Source organism: Mesorhizobium abyssinicae, assembly GCF_049887195.1.
GTDB lineage: Bacteria > Pseudomonadota > Alphaproteobacteria > Rhizobiales > Rhizobiaceae > Mesorhizobium > Mesorhizobium abyssinicae.
Window position 1 is genome coordinate 1 of the sequence record NZ_JARAKC010000020.1, and the last position, 14692, is coordinate 14692.

The 14692-nt window shown below is 63.7% G+C and carries 16 protein-coding genes and 1 pseudogene; 10 read left to right on the top strand and 7 right to left on the bottom strand.

Features of this window, described 5'->3' with window-relative positions:
* Positions 1–125: 125 nt before the first annotated feature.
* A pseudogene (locus tag PU724_RS27485) lies at positions 126–503 on the top strand (DUF932 domain-containing protein); the annotation flags it as partial.
* A gap of 377 nt (positions 504–880) precedes the next feature.
* Here PU724_RS27485 and PU724_RS27490 read toward each other — a convergent pair.
* Together PU724_RS27490 and PU724_RS27495 are read right to left on the bottom strand one after the other, a co-directional pair.
* The gene (locus PU724_RS27490; protein ID WP_354424654.1) at positions 881–1090 is read right to left on the bottom strand and encodes a hypothetical protein; all 210 of its coding nucleotides are present in this window, start codon (positions 1088–1090) and stop codon (positions 881–883) included.
* Positions 1091–1182: 92 nt separating this feature from the next.
* The gene (locus PU724_RS27495) at positions 1183–2373 is read right to left on the bottom strand and encodes a DUF1173 domain-containing protein (RefSeq protein WP_354424656.1); all 1191 of its coding nucleotides are present in this window, start codon (positions 2371–2373) and stop codon (positions 1183–1185) included.
* A gap of 278 nt (positions 2374–2651) precedes the next feature.
* Between PU724_RS27495 and PU724_RS27500 the strand changes: the two genes are divergently transcribed.
* Positions 2652–2840, top strand: a complete 189-nt coding sequence (locus tag PU724_RS27500; RefSeq protein WP_426213699.1) for a DUF6117 family protein — start codon at positions 2652–2654, stop codon at positions 2838–2840.
* Positions 2841–3481: 641 nt separating this feature from the next.
* Here the strand turns inward: PU724_RS27500 and PU724_RS27505 are convergent.
* The gene (locus PU724_RS27505) at positions 3482–3682 is read right to left on the bottom strand and encodes a hypothetical protein (RefSeq protein WP_426213693.1); all 201 of its coding nucleotides are present in this window, start codon (positions 3680–3682) and stop codon (positions 3482–3484) included.
* 178 nt (positions 3683–3860) lie between these two features.
* Here PU724_RS27505 and PU724_RS27510 point away from each other — a divergent pair, with 178 nt between their 5' ends.
* The 3 genes from PU724_RS27510 (at position 3861) to PU724_RS27520 (ending at position 10628) form a co-directional block, all read left to right on the top strand.
* The gene (locus tag PU724_RS27510) at positions 3861–8327 is read left to right on the top strand and encodes a strawberry notch-like NTP hydrolase domain-containing protein (protein ID WP_354424660.1); all 4467 of its coding nucleotides are present in this window, start codon (positions 3861–3863) and stop codon (positions 8325–8327) included.
* Positions 8328–8332: 5 nt separating this feature from the next.
* Positions 8333–9382: a DUF7146 domain-containing protein gene (locus tag PU724_RS27515; protein WP_354424785.1), complete on the top strand. Its 1050-nt coding sequence runs from the start codon at positions 8333–8335 to the stop codon at positions 9380–9382.
* Positions 9383–9686: 304 nt separating this feature from the next.
* Positions 9687–10628 (top strand): DUF2493 domain-containing protein, encoded by a 942-nt coding sequence (locus PU724_RS27520; protein ID WP_354424662.1) that lies wholly within the window; start codon positions 9687–9689, stop codon positions 10626–10628.
* Positions 10629–10723: 95 nt separating this feature from the next.
* Here the strand turns inward: PU724_RS27520 and PU724_RS27525 are convergent, their stop codons facing one another.
* Positions 10724–11095, bottom strand: a complete 372-nt coding sequence (locus PU724_RS27525) for a type II toxin-antitoxin system RelE/ParE family toxin (protein WP_354424664.1) — start codon at positions 11093–11095, stop codon at positions 10724–10726.
* On the bottom strand, positions 11095–11421 hold the full coding sequence (locus PU724_RS27530) for a ribbon-helix-helix domain-containing protein (RefSeq protein ID WP_354424666.1): 327 nt from the start codon (positions 11419–11421) through the stop codon (positions 11095–11097). The genes PU724_RS27525 and PU724_RS27530 overlap by 1 nt, the downstream gene beginning before the upstream one ends.
* Positions 11422–11557: 136 nt before the next feature.
* On the opposite strand from PU724_RS27530, the gene PU724_RS27535 reads away from it, so the two are divergent.
* The 3 genes from PU724_RS27535 to PU724_RS27545 all read left to right on the top strand — a co-directional run bounded on the left by PU724_RS27535 (position 11558) and on the right by PU724_RS27545 (position 12561).
* A complete protein-coding gene (locus tag PU724_RS27535; RefSeq protein WP_354424786.1) occupies positions 11558–11818 on the top strand; it encodes a type II toxin-antitoxin system prevent-host-death family antitoxin in 261 nt (86 codons plus the stop codon).
* 66 nt (positions 11819–11884) lie between these two features.
* On the top strand, positions 11885–12157 hold the full coding sequence (locus PU724_RS27540; protein ID WP_354424668.1) for a type II toxin-antitoxin system TacA family antitoxin: 273 nt from the start codon (positions 11885–11887) through the stop codon (positions 12155–12157).
* Between the two features lie 206 nt (positions 12158–12363).
* Positions 12364–12561, top strand: a complete 198-nt coding sequence (locus PU724_RS27545) for a hypothetical protein (RefSeq protein ID WP_354424788.1) — start codon at positions 12364–12366, stop codon at positions 12559–12561.
* 237 nt (positions 12562–12798) lie between these two features.
* On the opposite strand, the gene PU724_RS27550 is transcribed toward PU724_RS27545, so the two are convergent.
* Positions 12799–13206 carry a hypothetical protein gene (locus PU724_RS27550; RefSeq protein WP_354424670.1) on the bottom strand — a complete coding sequence of 136 codons (408 nt, stop codon included), beginning with the start codon at positions 13204–13206 and terminating at the stop codon, positions 12799–12801.
* Between the two features lie 36 nt (positions 13207–13242).
* On the opposite strand from PU724_RS27550, the gene PU724_RS27555 reads away from it, so the two are divergent.
* Complete coding sequence (locus PU724_RS27555) at positions 13243–13566, top strand: DUF736 domain-containing protein (protein WP_354424672.1); 324 nt, start codon at positions 13243–13245, stop codon at positions 13564–13566.
* A gap of 320 nt (positions 13567–13886) precedes the next feature.
* The gene (locus tag PU724_RS27560) at positions 13887–14057 is read left to right on the top strand and encodes a hypothetical protein (protein WP_354424674.1); all 171 of its coding nucleotides are present in this window, start codon (positions 13887–13889) and stop codon (positions 14055–14057) included.
* A gap of 98 nt (positions 14058–14155) precedes the next feature.
* Here PU724_RS27560 and PU724_RS27565 read toward each other — a convergent pair whose 3' ends face one another.
* Positions 14156–14422 (bottom strand): WGR domain-containing protein, encoded by a 267-nt coding sequence (locus tag PU724_RS27565; protein ID WP_354424790.1) that lies wholly within the window; start codon positions 14420–14422, stop codon positions 14156–14158.
* Between the last annotated feature and the right edge of the window lie 270 nt (positions 14423–14692).

Sequence of the window (14692 nt, forward strand, 5' to 3'; positions counted from 1 at the left end):
CGGTTACAGGCACGACTGGATCGTATGCATGCAAACGTAGGAGCCGGATGATGGGAAACTATCACGTCCGGTTCCGTGGGAGGGGTAGAGGTCAATCCCATCGGGAACCCTCGCCCCTACCCGACGGCACAGAAAACTTCGAGGAAATCACCATCCGGCACTCGAAGTTCGCAGCACAGCGTTTCGCCCACGAGGCGGCCCCGGCGCTGACGAACTTCGCCAATTCCTCACCCGCGCCCTTCATGGCCGGCATCCGGGCCGCCCGTGAACGGGTCGTTGCGCGAAACGATGAAGATCGTTCGGATTTGCTGCGCAAGCGCGGCTTCTCCAAAGCTGAAACCGGAAAGATCATCGAAACAGTGCTTTGCGAAGAGGGGAGGCCGCCCGAGAGCATCTTTGACTTTGTGCAGGGCATCACCGCGTTGGCGCGTGGCAAGGCTCATCAGGACACACGGCTCGAACTCGAAGGCAAGGCTCGAAAGCTGCTGGAGAGAGCAGCCTGACCGCGGTCCACCGAGCACCATCTTCCATCCGTTCCCCTAGTCGCCCGGCCATCGCGCCGGGCTGTCATTGTGGAGAACTCCATGACATCCGATTTTTCATTTCATACTTAGGTCACCGCGGAAGCCATCGAGAAGGTCGGCCGCCTGTTCAGCGCCCCGATCTACGACATTCTGGGCGAACTGCTGCAAAAATGCGATGCGCCGGGGCCACAAAGGTCGTGGCCGCGGCAGGCTCGCTGGACCGGGGGACGGAATGATCGACTGTTCCGGACGCGCTTCAATCGACTCGGCTCCAACAAGAAACAGGACGCCTATATCGCCCGTCTCAAGGCGAAGCGGCATTTCTATGTGAACAGATTGGTGGTTCCGAAGCTGGTTTACGACGCGATCAGGCGCTGATCTCGGCCCTTCTCCGCCGCAGCATCAGACGGTCGGATAGCCGCACCATTCTCGCCGGCCGTCTGCTCCGCGGCGACCTGATCGCTGGCGGCCTTCAGGTCGATTTTTCCCCAGATCGAGTGCTCATGGCGGGACAGGCGATGCCGGTTCTTTACCTCGACGACAAACGGCTTTCTCTCAGGTTTCATACTATTCCGATAAGATTGACGAGTTTCCAGAGCGTGACGTGTTGTTATTCGCGCCGTTCTGTCAACGCCCAGGGTGGCGCCATGTTCCCGGATCAAGGAAGCCGCGGTATTTCACCTTCCGCGACCCGCCATACCCAGGGTGTGATTTCTGGCCTCGCATTGATCATGTCGGTTAGCGCGTGTTCGTATTCCTCTCCGGCGCTCCCCGGCACGATGAACATTGCGACGGGGCCGGGCTTCTGTTCCGGCAATGTCACCGACACGATCGGTGCATCGCGCGGCAGGTTGAACCGCAGCCCCTTGACGCTTTTTCGCTTGAGGTGGCTCAGCTTCTCCAAAAGCCGCAGCTCGTTAATGTCCTCGAAGGGCAGCCAGTGCTCGTTGACCACCATCAGGGCAACCTCTTCGACCGACGCGATGCCGGCAGTCGAGATTCCGAAGGTTGCGATAAGAATGAGGTGAAACGCCTCGCTCGAGCGCCACAGTTCGAGTTCGGTCTCATAGCGCAGGGCGAGCCGCCGCCACGCGCCCTCCTCGATCATCAGCGGAAACGGCATGTGCCGCACGAGGATCCGCTGCCCCTCGCGCGCGGCGGAAAACTCCTTGACCTCAGCCACGATAAGCATGAGCTTGCGGGGTCCCGAGCCGGTCGCCTGTATGCTTTTGAGCGCCGTCGCGCGGCGGGCGGCGATCCCGTCCTTGTCCTCAGGATGAAACACTTCCGGCACGAAGAGCACGTCGCCCAAGGGACCGCCCCTTGCTGTCATCTGCGCGGCCGCATTGAGAAGGCTGGTTCGCACCCGGCCCCAGCCGCGCCGGCCTGCCCATGTTGCGCGCCATTCCGTCAATTCGCCGGCCTCCCAGAAATAATGCAGCATAGACCTGAGCGACAGTTTCCTGGGCTCGCTGCGGATGCCCGGCTCAGACGGTTCGGCCGACAGGATAGGAGCTGATCGTGGTCCACGTTTCGTCAGGGAAAAATCCAGCTTCAGGTCGGCTTTGCCGCTGGCGTCGATCTGGATCGCATTACCAATCAGCGGGCCGAGGCCGGAAAGTTCGTAGGGCGGCTCATAGGACGGGCAGGCAGGATCGTGGTCGCGTCCAGACAGCGGCATGCGTTTTATCAGGTACTGGTCTTCCAGCCGCGCGATATACATTGCAACCGCTGGCTCCTTGCACATACACATCGCGCGGTGCCCCTGCTCATAGGCATCTGCAAGAAGCGTCCGGAACTCCAACGCGGATTCCGCCAGCGTCCGCTCGCCGATCGTGAATGTTCGCATCTCGGTTCTCTCCTTGCTTGGGTCGAAGCTACCTAGGCAGCGCTCATTTTACTATCTAAAATTAGCTAGTAAAATCCGCGACACCCGTGATGCCTCTACGTCCGGTCGTCAACACCGATAGGGCCGGGCCGTGAAGCGGGAACGTCGGATGCGGCGGCGGTAGGGGGAAGAGTTCGGCCGGGAGAGGATGGCTGGCTCGGCCGGAGGAGAGGCCTCCGGCGGCCCGCCATGAAGGATGCAATGGCAATACCAACTATGCCCGGGCCAACTTTCAGACCCTGCTTCGTGCAGCCAGGGACGGCAACCTTGCACTCATAGAGTGCCTCGACGCCCACACGGAAGAACGTCGCTTTGTTCTTTGTGCTGTTGGGCGTGATGGCGCGGATGGCGTGTTCACACTCTTCGAGCACCTCGCCGACGGGAACCCATACGACGCTTATGTCCTTCCGGACCCCGACAATCCTTAAGGTTTTCTGGCAGGGAACCGTGCTGGAACCGGCAATTCCTCGTCGAGCGCCAGCGGCCAGGGAGGTGACGATGCAGATAAGACGTAAGCCTCGCCCGGGCGAGATGCCCCGGCATCTCGCCCATTCCCTCTATTCGGCGGAGCTCGGCACGCACGACCCCGGCCAATATCGTTCGACGCCGAGCGGCACGCCGGATGTCGCGGCCCTCGTGCGCCCCGGCAGGGTGCTCGCACATCCTATGGCACGGGCGGGGTCGTTATCGCAGTCGAGGGTCCTATGCCCATGTCGCGCCGGATGGCCGGGAGTATCCGCATTTTACGATCGTTTATGTGCCGTCCGACCGGTCCGGCAGGCATGCCAAGCCCGATCGCCAGTGGATAGGCGACGAGTGCGTCGCCATTGACGGCCGCATCCTGATGCTCCTCGAAGCCAACACCGACGAAGTCTTCATCGAGGCCGTCGCCCCTCCGGCCTGCCCTGACGGTCGGGGCCGCACGCTCGGCCAACCTCACCTTCAACTTTTCCCATCCAGGCCCGGTGCTCCGAATGGAGCACCGGGCCTTTGCGCGTTTTCAGGAGAGCAATATGTCCATCGCTGCACTCGACTATCGCCAACCGGCCGCTGCGGGGTCGTCCTCGATTTACGCGCGCAGGTCGCTCAGCCCGTCTGCTTCGTCGTCATCTATTGTGACGGTCCGGGCGACACGCTCTACGCCTTCGAAGACCGCGAAGCCTTCGAGCGCCAGCGCGCAACGGCCGAGCGTCATTTCGTCCATGTTCATGAGTTGTCCGCGCAGGAAGCCGCCGATTGGATCGCCGCCGGCGGCAATGCCGTCCTGCATGAGGTGTCGGTCGCCGGCACCACGGCGTTTGGCGATCTCAATCTCGCGCCCGGGTGAAGGCCGTCGCCGGCCGTCTAATCGCATCGGAGGAAGAGAGGGGCCGGAGAGGGGCGGCCTGCCGGGGCTTGGAGAGCGTCCGGGCTGGCCGTGTCCTTTCCCGCTCTCGACAGGGTTTCCCATGAACATCATCATATCCGGCGCCGCGAATGCAGCCGGCACCTCGCTTGCGCCCACCGGTCGTGCCGGCCGTGCCGGCAAGATTCACCGCGCCGGCCATGACCTTCTGGCGTGTCTCGAACGCGGCCAGGTAATTGGCGCTGCCGACCTCCGCACCATGCTAACGGACGCCTTTGGCGGCTCGGACGCCGAAGGGTTGTGGGCCTGGAAAGACGCCTATGAGGCGACCGAGGTCGCGCAGGTCCTGTTCCTGCGCAAGTTCGGCGCGGCGATTTCCGCTCGCGCGAACGCGCCGCAGCCAGCACTTGCGATGCTGACCAAGGTCGGGAGCCTGATCCCGACCCACACGCGGCGCTCCGAGGAAAGCCAGCAGCTCCAGCAGTTTTCGACGCCGATGGCGCTTGGCCTTGTCGCGGCTCGCGCCGCCGGCATCATGGCCGACGACACGGTGCTCGAACCGTCCGCCGGAACCGGACTCCTGGCGATCTTCGCCGAGCTCGCGCATGCGCGTCTCTCCCTCAACGAATATGCGCCGGTCCGTCGCGATCTGCTGGGGCACCTCTTCTCGGGATCGGTAGTGTCACAGCATGACGCCGCACACATCGATGACTATCTCGACCGATCTGTCCGCCCGACCGTCGTCTTGATGAACCCGCCGTTTTCCGCTGGCATTCATATTGAAGGCCGCATGGCCGATGCCGCATGGCGCCATCTTGCCTCCGCCTTCGCCCGGCTTGCCCCCGGCGGCCGTCTGGTGACGATCACTGGCTCCAGCCTTTGTCCCGATAATCTCAAATGGCATGACGCCTTCGTCCGCCTGCAGGAACGCGGCACGGTGCTGTTCAGCGCCGCGATCGACGGCTCGATCTATGCCCGCCACGGCACGACGATGGAAACTCGCCTGACGGTGATCGACAAGATCGCCACCGCCGATCCTATGAAGCTCGTCGCCTCGCACGGCGTCGCTCCGGATCTGGGAACGCTTCTCTGCTGGATCTCCAGCCTTCCGCCCCGCTCGCCCTCGACCGCGCCGAACTCCATCGGCGCGTTGTCCAACGGCATTTTGAGTGCCTGCGCGGCGAAGGTGGCCGTCCGCAAGGCCGCCGGCGCCATGCGTCCGGCGACGGTGACCGCTCCAACAAGCCGACCATCGCCCGCTGTCCGCGCACCGCGACCCGTGTCTCCGCCACCCGTTCGTGTCGACGATGTTGTCGAGCTCGACTACGAGCTTCGCGAGGCAGCGCCAAAAACCCGTGTCGATGTAGCCGACGGCATCTACGAACCATACCAGCTGCAGGCGATCCATATCCCCGGCGCCAAACCGCATCCCGACAAGCTGGTCGAATCCGTCGCCATGGCGTCGGTCGCGCCGCCCAAGCCCACCTACCGTCCGCATCTGCCGAAGCACGTCGTCACCAGCGGCGATCTCTCCGATGCCCAGCTTGAGGGCGTGATCTATGCCGGCGAAGCGCATTGCGGCTATCTCGCCGGCCACTGGTCCGTGGATGCCACCTTAGACAATCTGAAAGCGGTCACCCCCGAGACGGAGGGCGCTGTCCGCTTTCGCCGTGGCTGGTTTCTCGGCGACGGAACGGGTACCGGCAAAGGCCGTCAGGCTGCCGGAATAATTCTTGATAACTGGCTCAAAGGCCGTCGGCGTCATCTGTGGATCTCGAAATCCGAGACCTTGCTCGAGGATGCGCAGCGCGACTGGAGCGCGCTCGGCCAGGAGAAGTTGCTGGTCACGCCGCTCTCGCGCTTCAGCCAGGGCAAGCCGATCAAGCTCGATGAAGGCATCCTCTTCGTCACTTTCGCCACGCTGCGCACCGACGAGCGCGAAGGCAAGCGTTCGCGCGTCCAGCAGATCGTCGATTGGCTCAGCCATGCGGCTGGGAACGCAAGGGCTTTCGACGGCGTCGTCATCTTTGACGAAGGCCACGCCATGGCCAATGCCGCCGGCGGCAGGTCCGAGCGCGGCCAAAAGGCCGCCTCACAGCAGGGCCGCGCCGGCCTGCGCCTGCAGCGCGCTCTTCCCGATGCTCGTGTCGTCTATGTCTCCGCCACCGGCGCGTCCGAGGTTGAGTCTCTTGCCTATGCCGAACGGCTCGGCCTGTGGGGTAGTGCGGACTTCCCCTTCTCGACCCGCTCTGAGTTCATCGCTGCGATCGAGGACGGCGGCGTTGCGGCGATGGAAGTGCTCGCCCGGGATCTCAAGGCGATGGGTCTCTACGCATCGCGGTCCTTGTCCTTCGAGGGCGTCGAATACGACATCCTCGAACACGAACTGACCGAGGAACAGGTCCGCATCTACGATTCCTATGCCGAGGCCTATCAGGTCATTCATAACAATCTAAACGCGGCGCTCGAAGCCACCGGCATCACTAGTGCGACCGGTGGGGCCGGCAAGGGCACGCTAAACAAAAGCGCGAAGGCCGCGGCGCTCTCCGCCTTCGAAAGCTCGAAGCAGCGCTTCTTCAACCATCTGCTGACCTCGATGAAGACGCCGGCGTTGATCGCCGCAATCGACAGGGATGTGAAGGGGGGCCATGCGGCCATCGTCCAGATCATCTCTACCGGCCAGTCGCTCACCGAACGCCGGCTCGCGGAGATCCCGACTGAAGAGTGGGGCGACATCCAGGTCGATGTCACGCCGCGGGAGATCGTCGCGGAATTTTTGCACCATTCCTTTCCGACCCAGCTCTTCGAGGAATATTCCGACGCTGAGGGCAATCTGCTATCGCGGCCGGTCCAAGACGCCGCGGGCAACCCCGTCCTGTGCCGCGAAGCCGTCGCGCGCCGGGATGCCTTGCTCGAACGGCTTGGCAGCCTGCCCGCCATCCCGACCTCGCTCGACCAGATCGTCCAGCGACTTGGCACAGATCGCGTGGCCGAGATCACTGGGCGCACGCGCCGCATCGTCCGCTGCAACGATGGCGGCACAATCGACCGCTTCGCTGTCGAAAGCCGGCCAGGCAGCGCCAATCTTGATGAGACCCGCGCCTTCATGGACGACGAGAAGCCGATACTGATCTTCTCGGAAGCCGGCGGCACGGGACGGTCTTATCATGCGGATCGCAGCGCGAAGAACCGGCGCCTGCGCCTGCACAATCTCCTCGAAGCCGGCTGGCGGGCCGACGTGGCGATCCAGGGACTCGGACGCAGCCATCGCACCAACCAGGCGCAGCCGCCGCGCTTTCGCATGGTTGCCACCAATGTGAAAGCCGAACGGCGGTTCCTCTCGACCATCGCCCGGCGTCTCGACACGCTGGGCGCGATCACGCGCGGGCAACGCCAGACGGGCGGGCAGGGGATGTTCAGGAGCGAGGACAATCTCGAATCCCAATATGCCCGCGACGCGCTGCGACAGTTCTACAAGCTCATCCACCGGGGCGGGATCGCAGGCTGCTCGCTGGAAAAATTCGAGACGATCACCGGCCTGTCGCTGACCGCGGAAGAGGGAGGGCTCAAGGACGAGCTGCCGCCGATCCACACCTTCCTCAACCGGATGCTGGCGTTGACCATTGCCATGCAGAACCTGTTGTTCGACGCCTTCGAGCAGCTGCTGGCTGCCCGCATAGAAGGGGCGATTGCAGCGGGTGTTTATGACAAGGGCCTGGAGACGCTTGTAGCGGACCGCATGACGGTGAAGGACCGCAGGCTCGTCTACACCCATCCGGTCACCGGCGCGCAGTCGCATCTGCTGACCATCGAACGCATGGATCGCAACCAGCCGATGCTGCTCTCCGAGGCCTTGAAACTTGCCGCTTGTGATCGCCAGGCGAAGCTGATGGTCAACGGCAAGTCCGGTCGCCCGGCCGTGCAGGTTCCAACGCGCTCGGTGATGCTCGACGACGGCTCGGTCCAACCGCGCGTCGCGCTCATCCGGCCGATGGACGAAATCCGTTTCGAGGTGCGCCAGCTCGAAGAGACGAGCTGGGAGGAAGCGGACGGGCGGATCTTTTCCGCCGCCTGGAACACCGAGGTCGCCAGTCTCCCGGAATTTTCCATCTCGACCATGCATATGGTCTCCGGGCTTTTGTTGCCGATCTGGAAACTGCTCCCGCAGGATTTCTGCCGCGTCTATCGGCTGGAGACCGATGAGGGGGAGCGCATCGTCGGCCGTCTGGTCTCTTCCGAAAGGCTTGCCCGGCTCTGTAGGAATTTCGGGCTCGACCGGACCGAGGTCATCAGCGCCGACCAGGTCTGGCAATCGCTGCTCGGCGGATCCTCGGTCGTTGGCCTGGCCGGCGACATGGCGCTGCGCCGGGTGCGAGTGATGAACGACTACCGTGTCGAGCTTACCGGCTTCACCGATGGGATGCGTGACAGGCTGAGAGCAATAGGCCTGTTCTCCGAAATGATCGCCTGGAAGGTCAGGTTTTTTGTTCCGACCACGAATGAAGGACCGACGATCCTGGCGCGTCTCATCGAACGGCACCGCATCGTCGACGTTGCCGGTCGTGCGTGACCGTCATGTTGTCCGCCTCGCAACTGGCCAACCGTCTCGCGCGTGATGCCGAGGCGGTCTGCCGCCATTATCTCTCCGCCGGCCGTCGATCCGGCAATTACTGGATCGTCGGTGACGTCGCCAACAGCAAGGGACGTTCGCTCTATGTGCATCTTGCTGGTCCTCGCAAAGGTCGGTGGGCGGATACGGCGACCGCCCAGTTCGGCGACCTGCTCGATCTCGTGCGGGAAACCTGTGGGCTAGTCGATTTCCGCGACGTTGCAGATGAAGCACGGCGTTTCCTGAATGAGCCCCAGTCCAACCGGGGCGACGCCAGCGAGGATCCGCCGGCTGAAAGACCGGTCGCCGAACGCGCTCAACGGCTGTTCCGCATGACGCAGGCGCTTGCCGGCACGCTGGCCGACAACTATCTGCGCCAGCGCGGTATCCTGCGGGCATCGCTGCATCCGGCGCTGCGCTTCCACCCGTCCTGCTACTACCGGGATCTCGTGACCGGCCAGACGAGCAGCTATCCGGCGCTGATCGCAGCCGTGACCGACCGCTTCGGCAAGATCACCGGGGTGCACCGCACATGGTTGGACCCGCAGGGCGACGGCAAGGCGAAGGTGGACGATCCCCGCCGCGCGCTCGGCGGGCTGCTCGGCAACGCCGTGCGCTTCCGCTTTCCCGTCCACGGTCCCGTCCCGGTCATGGCCGCCGGCGAGGGACTCGAAAGCATCTTGTCGCTCGCGCACATGATGCCTGGCATGGCCATGGTCTCGGCGCTGACAGTCAATCACCTTGCCGCCTTCCGGCTCCCGTCCGGATGCATGCGCCTATACATCGCCGCCGACGCCGATGCCGCCGGCCGACACGGTATCGAGGGATTGAGCCATCGCGCGCGGGCACTCGGGATTCTGCCGCTCGTGCTTGCGCCGGAACTCGGCGACTTCAACGACGACCTGCGCCGGCTCGGACCGGCCCGGTTCACCGCGCATCTGAGGGCGCAGCTCACCTCGGAAGACGCCCGGGTCTTTCTGCCCGCGTCAGACGGCCGTGAGGGACGGCGAGGGTAAGGGCGCGGCGGTGGCGGTGAAGGCCGGTCCGGTGGGTCGCCGTTCGGGTGGGTGCGCGCCCGCGGGCCTGCCGAGAGGCGACCCTTACCATCCGGCGTTCGGGCCTTCAGCGGGTCAATCAGGTTTCTTCCCCTGCCGGGCCGGGAAAGCGGCCCGGCATTCCTCGCGCACCAAGAAACCTTCTTGTCCCCGCCCGGCGCTCCGCTGGGCCGCGGCGCGGGCGCCGCGGTTCCGGCCCGCCCGCCGGATGGAAGGGATCGCCGTCAGGCCGCGAGAGGCGCGGCCCAAACCGACGGAGACCACCATGAACCTTACCCTTCCCAACGACGATGCCTTCGAGCCCCACCATGCCACATCCGCGACCGGCCGCTTTATCTACGAGATGCAGATCCACGGCCATCGCCCCTTTCAGGACGAGCCCGATCCGCGTCCGCTTCCCGAGGAGCCAATGGTCCAGTCGTCGCTGACCGCGATGTTCGACGCCTTCTCGGATATGCTCGGCGACACGCGGTTGGAGCCCGATCTCGAAGACCTGCTCTGGTCGACGGTCAACCTCTTCCACCGCGCCGGCGAGCGCATCCAGCGCGAGCTTCAGCGCAACGAGGACGCGCAGCGCACCGGCCAGCGGGAGCAAGACGGCTCGGAAGTCAAGAGCGTCGAGCTGGAGCGCCACATCGCTGAAGGCATCACCCTTCTCGAGCGCCGCAACGCCTTCGAGTTCATGCGCGACTATGCGGCCGACCTCTTCGAGGCGCAGACCGGATCGGCATGGCGGCCGCGCACCGGCTCGAAGGTGAGCCACGCCAACATGACGGCGGCGATGATCGACAGCCGCGATTTCCTTTCCGCCCGCCGCCGCGCCGAGACCGAGGTGCTGATCCCGGCCGGCACCAAGATCGCCTTTGGCGGCGGCATGGATTACAACGATCATGAGCGCATCTGGGCCGCGCTCGACAAGGCTCACGCCAAACACCCGGATTTGGTCCTGCTGCACGGCGGCTCGCCCAAAGGCGCCGAACGCATCGCCGCCTGCTGGGCCGAGGCCCGCAAGGTCACGCAGATCGCCTTCAAGCCGAACTGGACGAAGCATGCCAAGGCCGCACCCTTCCGCCGCAACGACGAAATGCTCTCGGTAATGCCGGCCGGCGTCGTCATCTTTCCGGGCTCCGGCATCACCGAAAACCTTCGCGATAAGGCCCGCCGCTTCGGCATCAATGTCTGGGAACTGAGAGGAGACGGCGCGTGAGCGCCGTCTTCATACTGCGTGGAAGGAACGGATATCGGAGGAACACCGCGAATGCCGGGCCACTCTTTCCGGCCGCGATTCGCGGCCAGCCGCCCTCAGGGCTTCGGCCGAGGATATCCCATCAGCACTTCATATTCCCTGTCGTTCAATCGTTCGATTTCCAGCAGTCGCGCAGGGATGTCCATCCGCTCGTGCAAAACGGCGGCAATGACGAAGGTTCTATCGTCAACGGCAATATAAACGGCGTAATGGTGTTCGATCTTGTGGAGCCGGAACAGCGACTTCCCGACGCGCTCGTCCTCCTTTGTCTTCACGCGGGCATGGGCTTCGGGGATCGCATCGAATCCAGCTCGAAGCAGGCGGCCATATTTCTTTGCTTGTTCGGGGGACCATTTCCGCGCCGTCTCGCGAACCGCCAGGCGATAGTTATCGAGTGCGGTCGGCAGGATGAGAATGCGAGGAGCCACTATCGCAGCTCTTCATCCAGTTCCGCATCGACGGCGTCCAGAGCCGAAAGGGGCATCATCTCTCCGCGCCGGAATTCCTCTTCCGCCTTGAGCAGCGAGCGGATGGCATAGCGGCGGTCCTCTTCGCGCGCCATATCTTCGCGAATGAGCGCGCGTACATATTCGCTCGGTGTCGAGTACTGGTTTTTCCCGCTAGCGCGCATATCGACGAAGGCGCGCATTTCATCGGGCAAACTCACATGCAGGCTGCTGGCCATGACCGCGACCTCCTTGTCCAAATTGCTGGATAATTGGTCTGCATCCGGAGCAATGTCAATATTTGACATTGACTGCTTTCGTTTCGCGGGCCGGTATCGTCTTCCCAAACCGCAGCCTTCGGCGCCAGTGTCGGGAGACTTAGACAAGGTGGCACGCGAGCTTCGGAAAATCTGGATATTAGGAGATCGATAAAGGAACACGGTCATACGGCAATTCACGACGGGCGATCTCAACAAACAGGTTGGCGAAGTCACCAGCGCCGCTGCCCGCGAACCCGTCGTCCTTACCAAACACCGGAAACCCCGGTTCGTCCTGATGAGCTACGAGCACTACGAGCGGATGCGCACCAGTGGGGACCCGCATCGAGCCTACTACGTTTCCGAGATGCCGGAGGAGCACCGCGATCTCTTTGTTGCGGAGATCGGCCGGCTGGCCCACGGCGAGGGCTACGACAGTGAGCCGTGAACTCCTTTCATAGAGAGAAGCATTGCAATCGGCGTCGTGTATACAGTTGCAGCACAGGAGCGCGACATGGCCACCACGCCCCCAAGGAAGGAAACGCCTGTCTCGATGCGCTTCCGCGACGATGATTTGACGATCATCGATCGTGGCGCAGAACTGCTCGGCTTGTGGGGCACCGAATTCATGCGCCGTGCCGCATTGCACGAGGCGCAGGCGGCGATCCTCAACGAGACCGTCATCCGCCTCTCGCCAGACGCCTACGACGCCTTCATGCAGGCGATTTCCGCTCCGCCGCCAAAGGCGGCCGAACGGCTGCGACGGGCAGCACCCTGGGGACGCTAGGTGGCGCGTTCCGGCATTGAACTGCTCGATGACCACACGCATAGGCTCGAAGTTGTCGGCTATTACGGGTCTTGCTCCAAGCGTGATCCAGCGCAACAGCGCGCCGCGTGCGATCCGCACCGGGCGCCCCCGGACCCATCCCCTGACTGCTGATCGGACGACTCGCCGTCGATCATCGCTATGCCGGGCAGGGCATCGGCAGCGGGCTGGTCAAGGATGCGCTGCGACGCTGCATCGCCGGCGCCGATATCGTCGGCGGCCGCGCGGTCGTTGTCCGGGCGATCGACGCCGAAGCTGAACGCTATTGGCAGGGCTGGGGCTTTATCGCTTCAGGAGACAACCCATCTGTTCTCATGCCTTCCATGCAGGACGTGCGCCTGTGGCTGGCAGAGATGGCCCACTAGATCCTTGAGAGACTGCCCGCGCCGATAGGTGGCGAGCGATGGAAGCGGGGCAAGTGCCATCGATAGTATTCCGCGCAAAACCCTCCGACGAAGCCTTCCCGATTGCCCGGCGCCGGCTGCTTGCCGACAGCGGTGTGCCTGACGGGCACCTGCGGTCCGGGCGGCCAGCCGCTGGCCCGGGCGTGTCGACGAAGATCGCGCATCCAACACCGGCGCGAACAACTCCACCGGGTACACCTAGCGCAGTTTCCGGTGGCAGTGCAGCCGCCGTGTCGACCTCGAGGATCGATGAAAGGGTGATGCGGGCAGGGCGTGCTTCATGCGCTTGAAGCGGCCGGGAACGTGCGAGGGCAGGGTGTCGACCGGCGCGGGGGCGAAGCGTTCAAAGGTGCGTGGCCGATATCCGCAGTGCTGGACCGGACGGCCATCATGATTTGTCGCCTTCAGTTGCCCCGAACCATTCCCGTTTATGTCGCTCGTATAGACGACCGCCTGCTTTTGCGGCCAACCCCTGACGGGGTAAGACTCGCCCGAAATTTCTTGCAAAATTCGATTTCGGTTCGTCTTGTCCTGGCGGAAAATAGAATTTTGCAAGAAATTTCGGCCGAGCTGACCGCAGCAGTCGGCCGTCTCTTCGTGCGCCATCGGGAATGGTCCCGAGCAACCGAAGGAGACAGAACCATGGCCACCACGATCGCAACCCTGACGCAGAAGACCGACGGCTCTCTCGAAGGCGTCTTCGCCACCATCCGGGTCAACGCCCCGATCGCCATCGTCCCGAACGGCCAGAAGGCAAGCGAGGAAGCCCCCGACTTCCGCGTCATCCACCGCCGGACCGGCTTCGAGATCGGCGCGGGCTGGAACCGCGTCGCCCGCCAGACCGGCGAAGAATACCTCTCGGTGAAGCTGGAAGCCCCCGAGATCGGCGTGATCTTCGGCAACCTCGCTCCCGCGCCCGGCGGCGATCCCAGCAAGAAGGTGATCCTCTGGAACAATCCGAACTGAACGCCAGGCAGCCGGCCCCGAGCAATCGGGGCCGGCTTCGCTGTTCAATCGGTCCCGCGCGGTACTGGGAGCGAAGCGGGCATCGAGCCCGCTTTCGCTCCTCTCTCTCAGCCACACGAGGCGAGGACCTTTCCGCTCAGAACGCCAAGTCTGCCATGAGGCACTCGTGCCGCGTCAAGGACGAGCGGTACCCCCAAAATGCTTGCGCATTTCGGCTCCCCCGCTCGCCGCCTCCGGCGGTCGCTACGCGATCCTTGACCCGACCCGATCCTCACGACCCGCAGGCGTCATCTTTCACACTATCCAAGGAGATGACGACCATGACGATTTCCATCGAGCAGCACATCGAGGAGTTGCGGGCCGAGCTGCGGAACGCTGTCTACCGGGACGAGCGTCGCTGGATCGAAGCGGAACTGGCGCAGGCGTACGCGGAACTGGAGGCGGCGATCGCCGCACAGGAAGCCGAGTTCGATGCCGAGCCTCCCCACTAAGGGAGGCTTTTTGCTAGGACCCCTGGTTCGTCACGCCGGATCGACCGGCGTGGCAAACCCGAAGCTCCGCTTCGTCCGGTATCACTCTCTTCCGGCCATCAAGCGACGCTCGGCTGTGCAAGGGGTCTGGTCTTATATCCACGCGCTCGCTTCGCCCGCAGCAGCTCGAGAAACATCGACACGGCTTGTTCTTCCTGATCGAAGTGATGAACCATCGACTGTCCGCCGCAGCCGATGCGTCCCCAGCGGCGTGTCAGGCAGGGTGTGCCGAACAACGTTGTTTCGATGGAAAGCACGTAGAAACGCGCCATGTTTTGCGCGGCGTCCGAGCGTTCGACATAAAGCCGATAGGGCTGAGCCAGCATGGGGCAAGAATCGCCGATCGCGAAATGCTCGTCCAACGACACTTATGAATCGCTTGTCGCGCAGCGATTCATTTTCGTGATGGATTGTCCGTCCTCTCAAAGCCGTTTTCGGGCGAACCGCCTGCGGCGGCTGGGCTCTATTCGCTCGGCTGCGCGTCGCTCACGGAGCCCGCTGCGCAGTCTCCGCCTCCGGTTACGATCCCTTTCGCGGGGGCGAGGCGGCCGCCTCGCCGCACCGGAGGCGATAACTGGTCGCAGGAGTTCGACGAC

Excerpts from the sequence above, each read along its gene's own strand:
- PU724_RS27490 (WP_354424654.1), bottom strand. The coding sequence starts at position 1,090 with ATGAAACCTGAGAGAAAGCCGTTTGTCGTCGAGGTAAAGAACCGGCAT.
- PU724_RS27495 (WP_354424656.1), bottom strand. The coding sequence starts at position 2,373 with ATGCGAACATTCACGATCGGCGAGCGGACGCTGGCGGAATCCGCGTTG.
- PU724_RS27505 (WP_426213693.1), bottom strand. The coding sequence starts at position 3,682 with ATGCAGGACGGCATTGCCGCCGGCGGCGATCCAATCGGCGGCTTCCTG.
- PU724_RS27510 (WP_354424660.1), top strand. The coding sequence starts at position 3,861 with ATGAACATCATCATATCCGGCGCCGCGAATGCAGCCGGCACCTCGCTT.
- PU724_RS27515 (WP_354424785.1), top strand. The coding sequence starts at position 8,333 with ATGTTGTCCGCCTCGCAACTGGCCAACCGTCTCGCGCGTGATGCCGAG.
- PU724_RS27520 (WP_354424662.1), top strand. The coding sequence starts at position 9,687 with ATGAACCTTACCCTTCCCAACGACGATGCCTTCGAGCCCCACCATGCC.
- PU724_RS27530 (WP_354424666.1), bottom strand. The coding sequence starts at position 11,421 with ATGTCAAATATTGACATTGCTCCGGATGCAGACCAATTATCCAGCAAT.
- PU724_RS27540 (WP_354424668.1), top strand. The coding sequence starts at position 11,885 with ATGGCCACCACGCCCCCAAGGAAGGAAACGCCTGTCTCGATGCGCTTC.
- PU724_RS27550 (WP_354424670.1), bottom strand. The coding sequence starts at position 13,206 with ATGGCGCACGAAGAGACGGCCGACTGCTGCGGTCAGCTCGGCCGAAAT.
- PU724_RS27555 (WP_354424672.1), top strand. The coding sequence starts at position 13,243 with ATGGCCACCACGATCGCAACCCTGACGCAGAAGACCGACGGCTCTCTC.
- PU724_RS27560 (WP_354424674.1), top strand. The coding sequence starts at position 13,887 with ATGACGATTTCCATCGAGCAGCACATCGAGGAGTTGCGGGCCGAGCTG.
- PU724_RS27565 (WP_354424790.1), bottom strand. The coding sequence starts at position 14,422 with ATGCTGGCTCAGCCCTATCGGCTTTATGTCGAACGCTCGGACGCCGCG.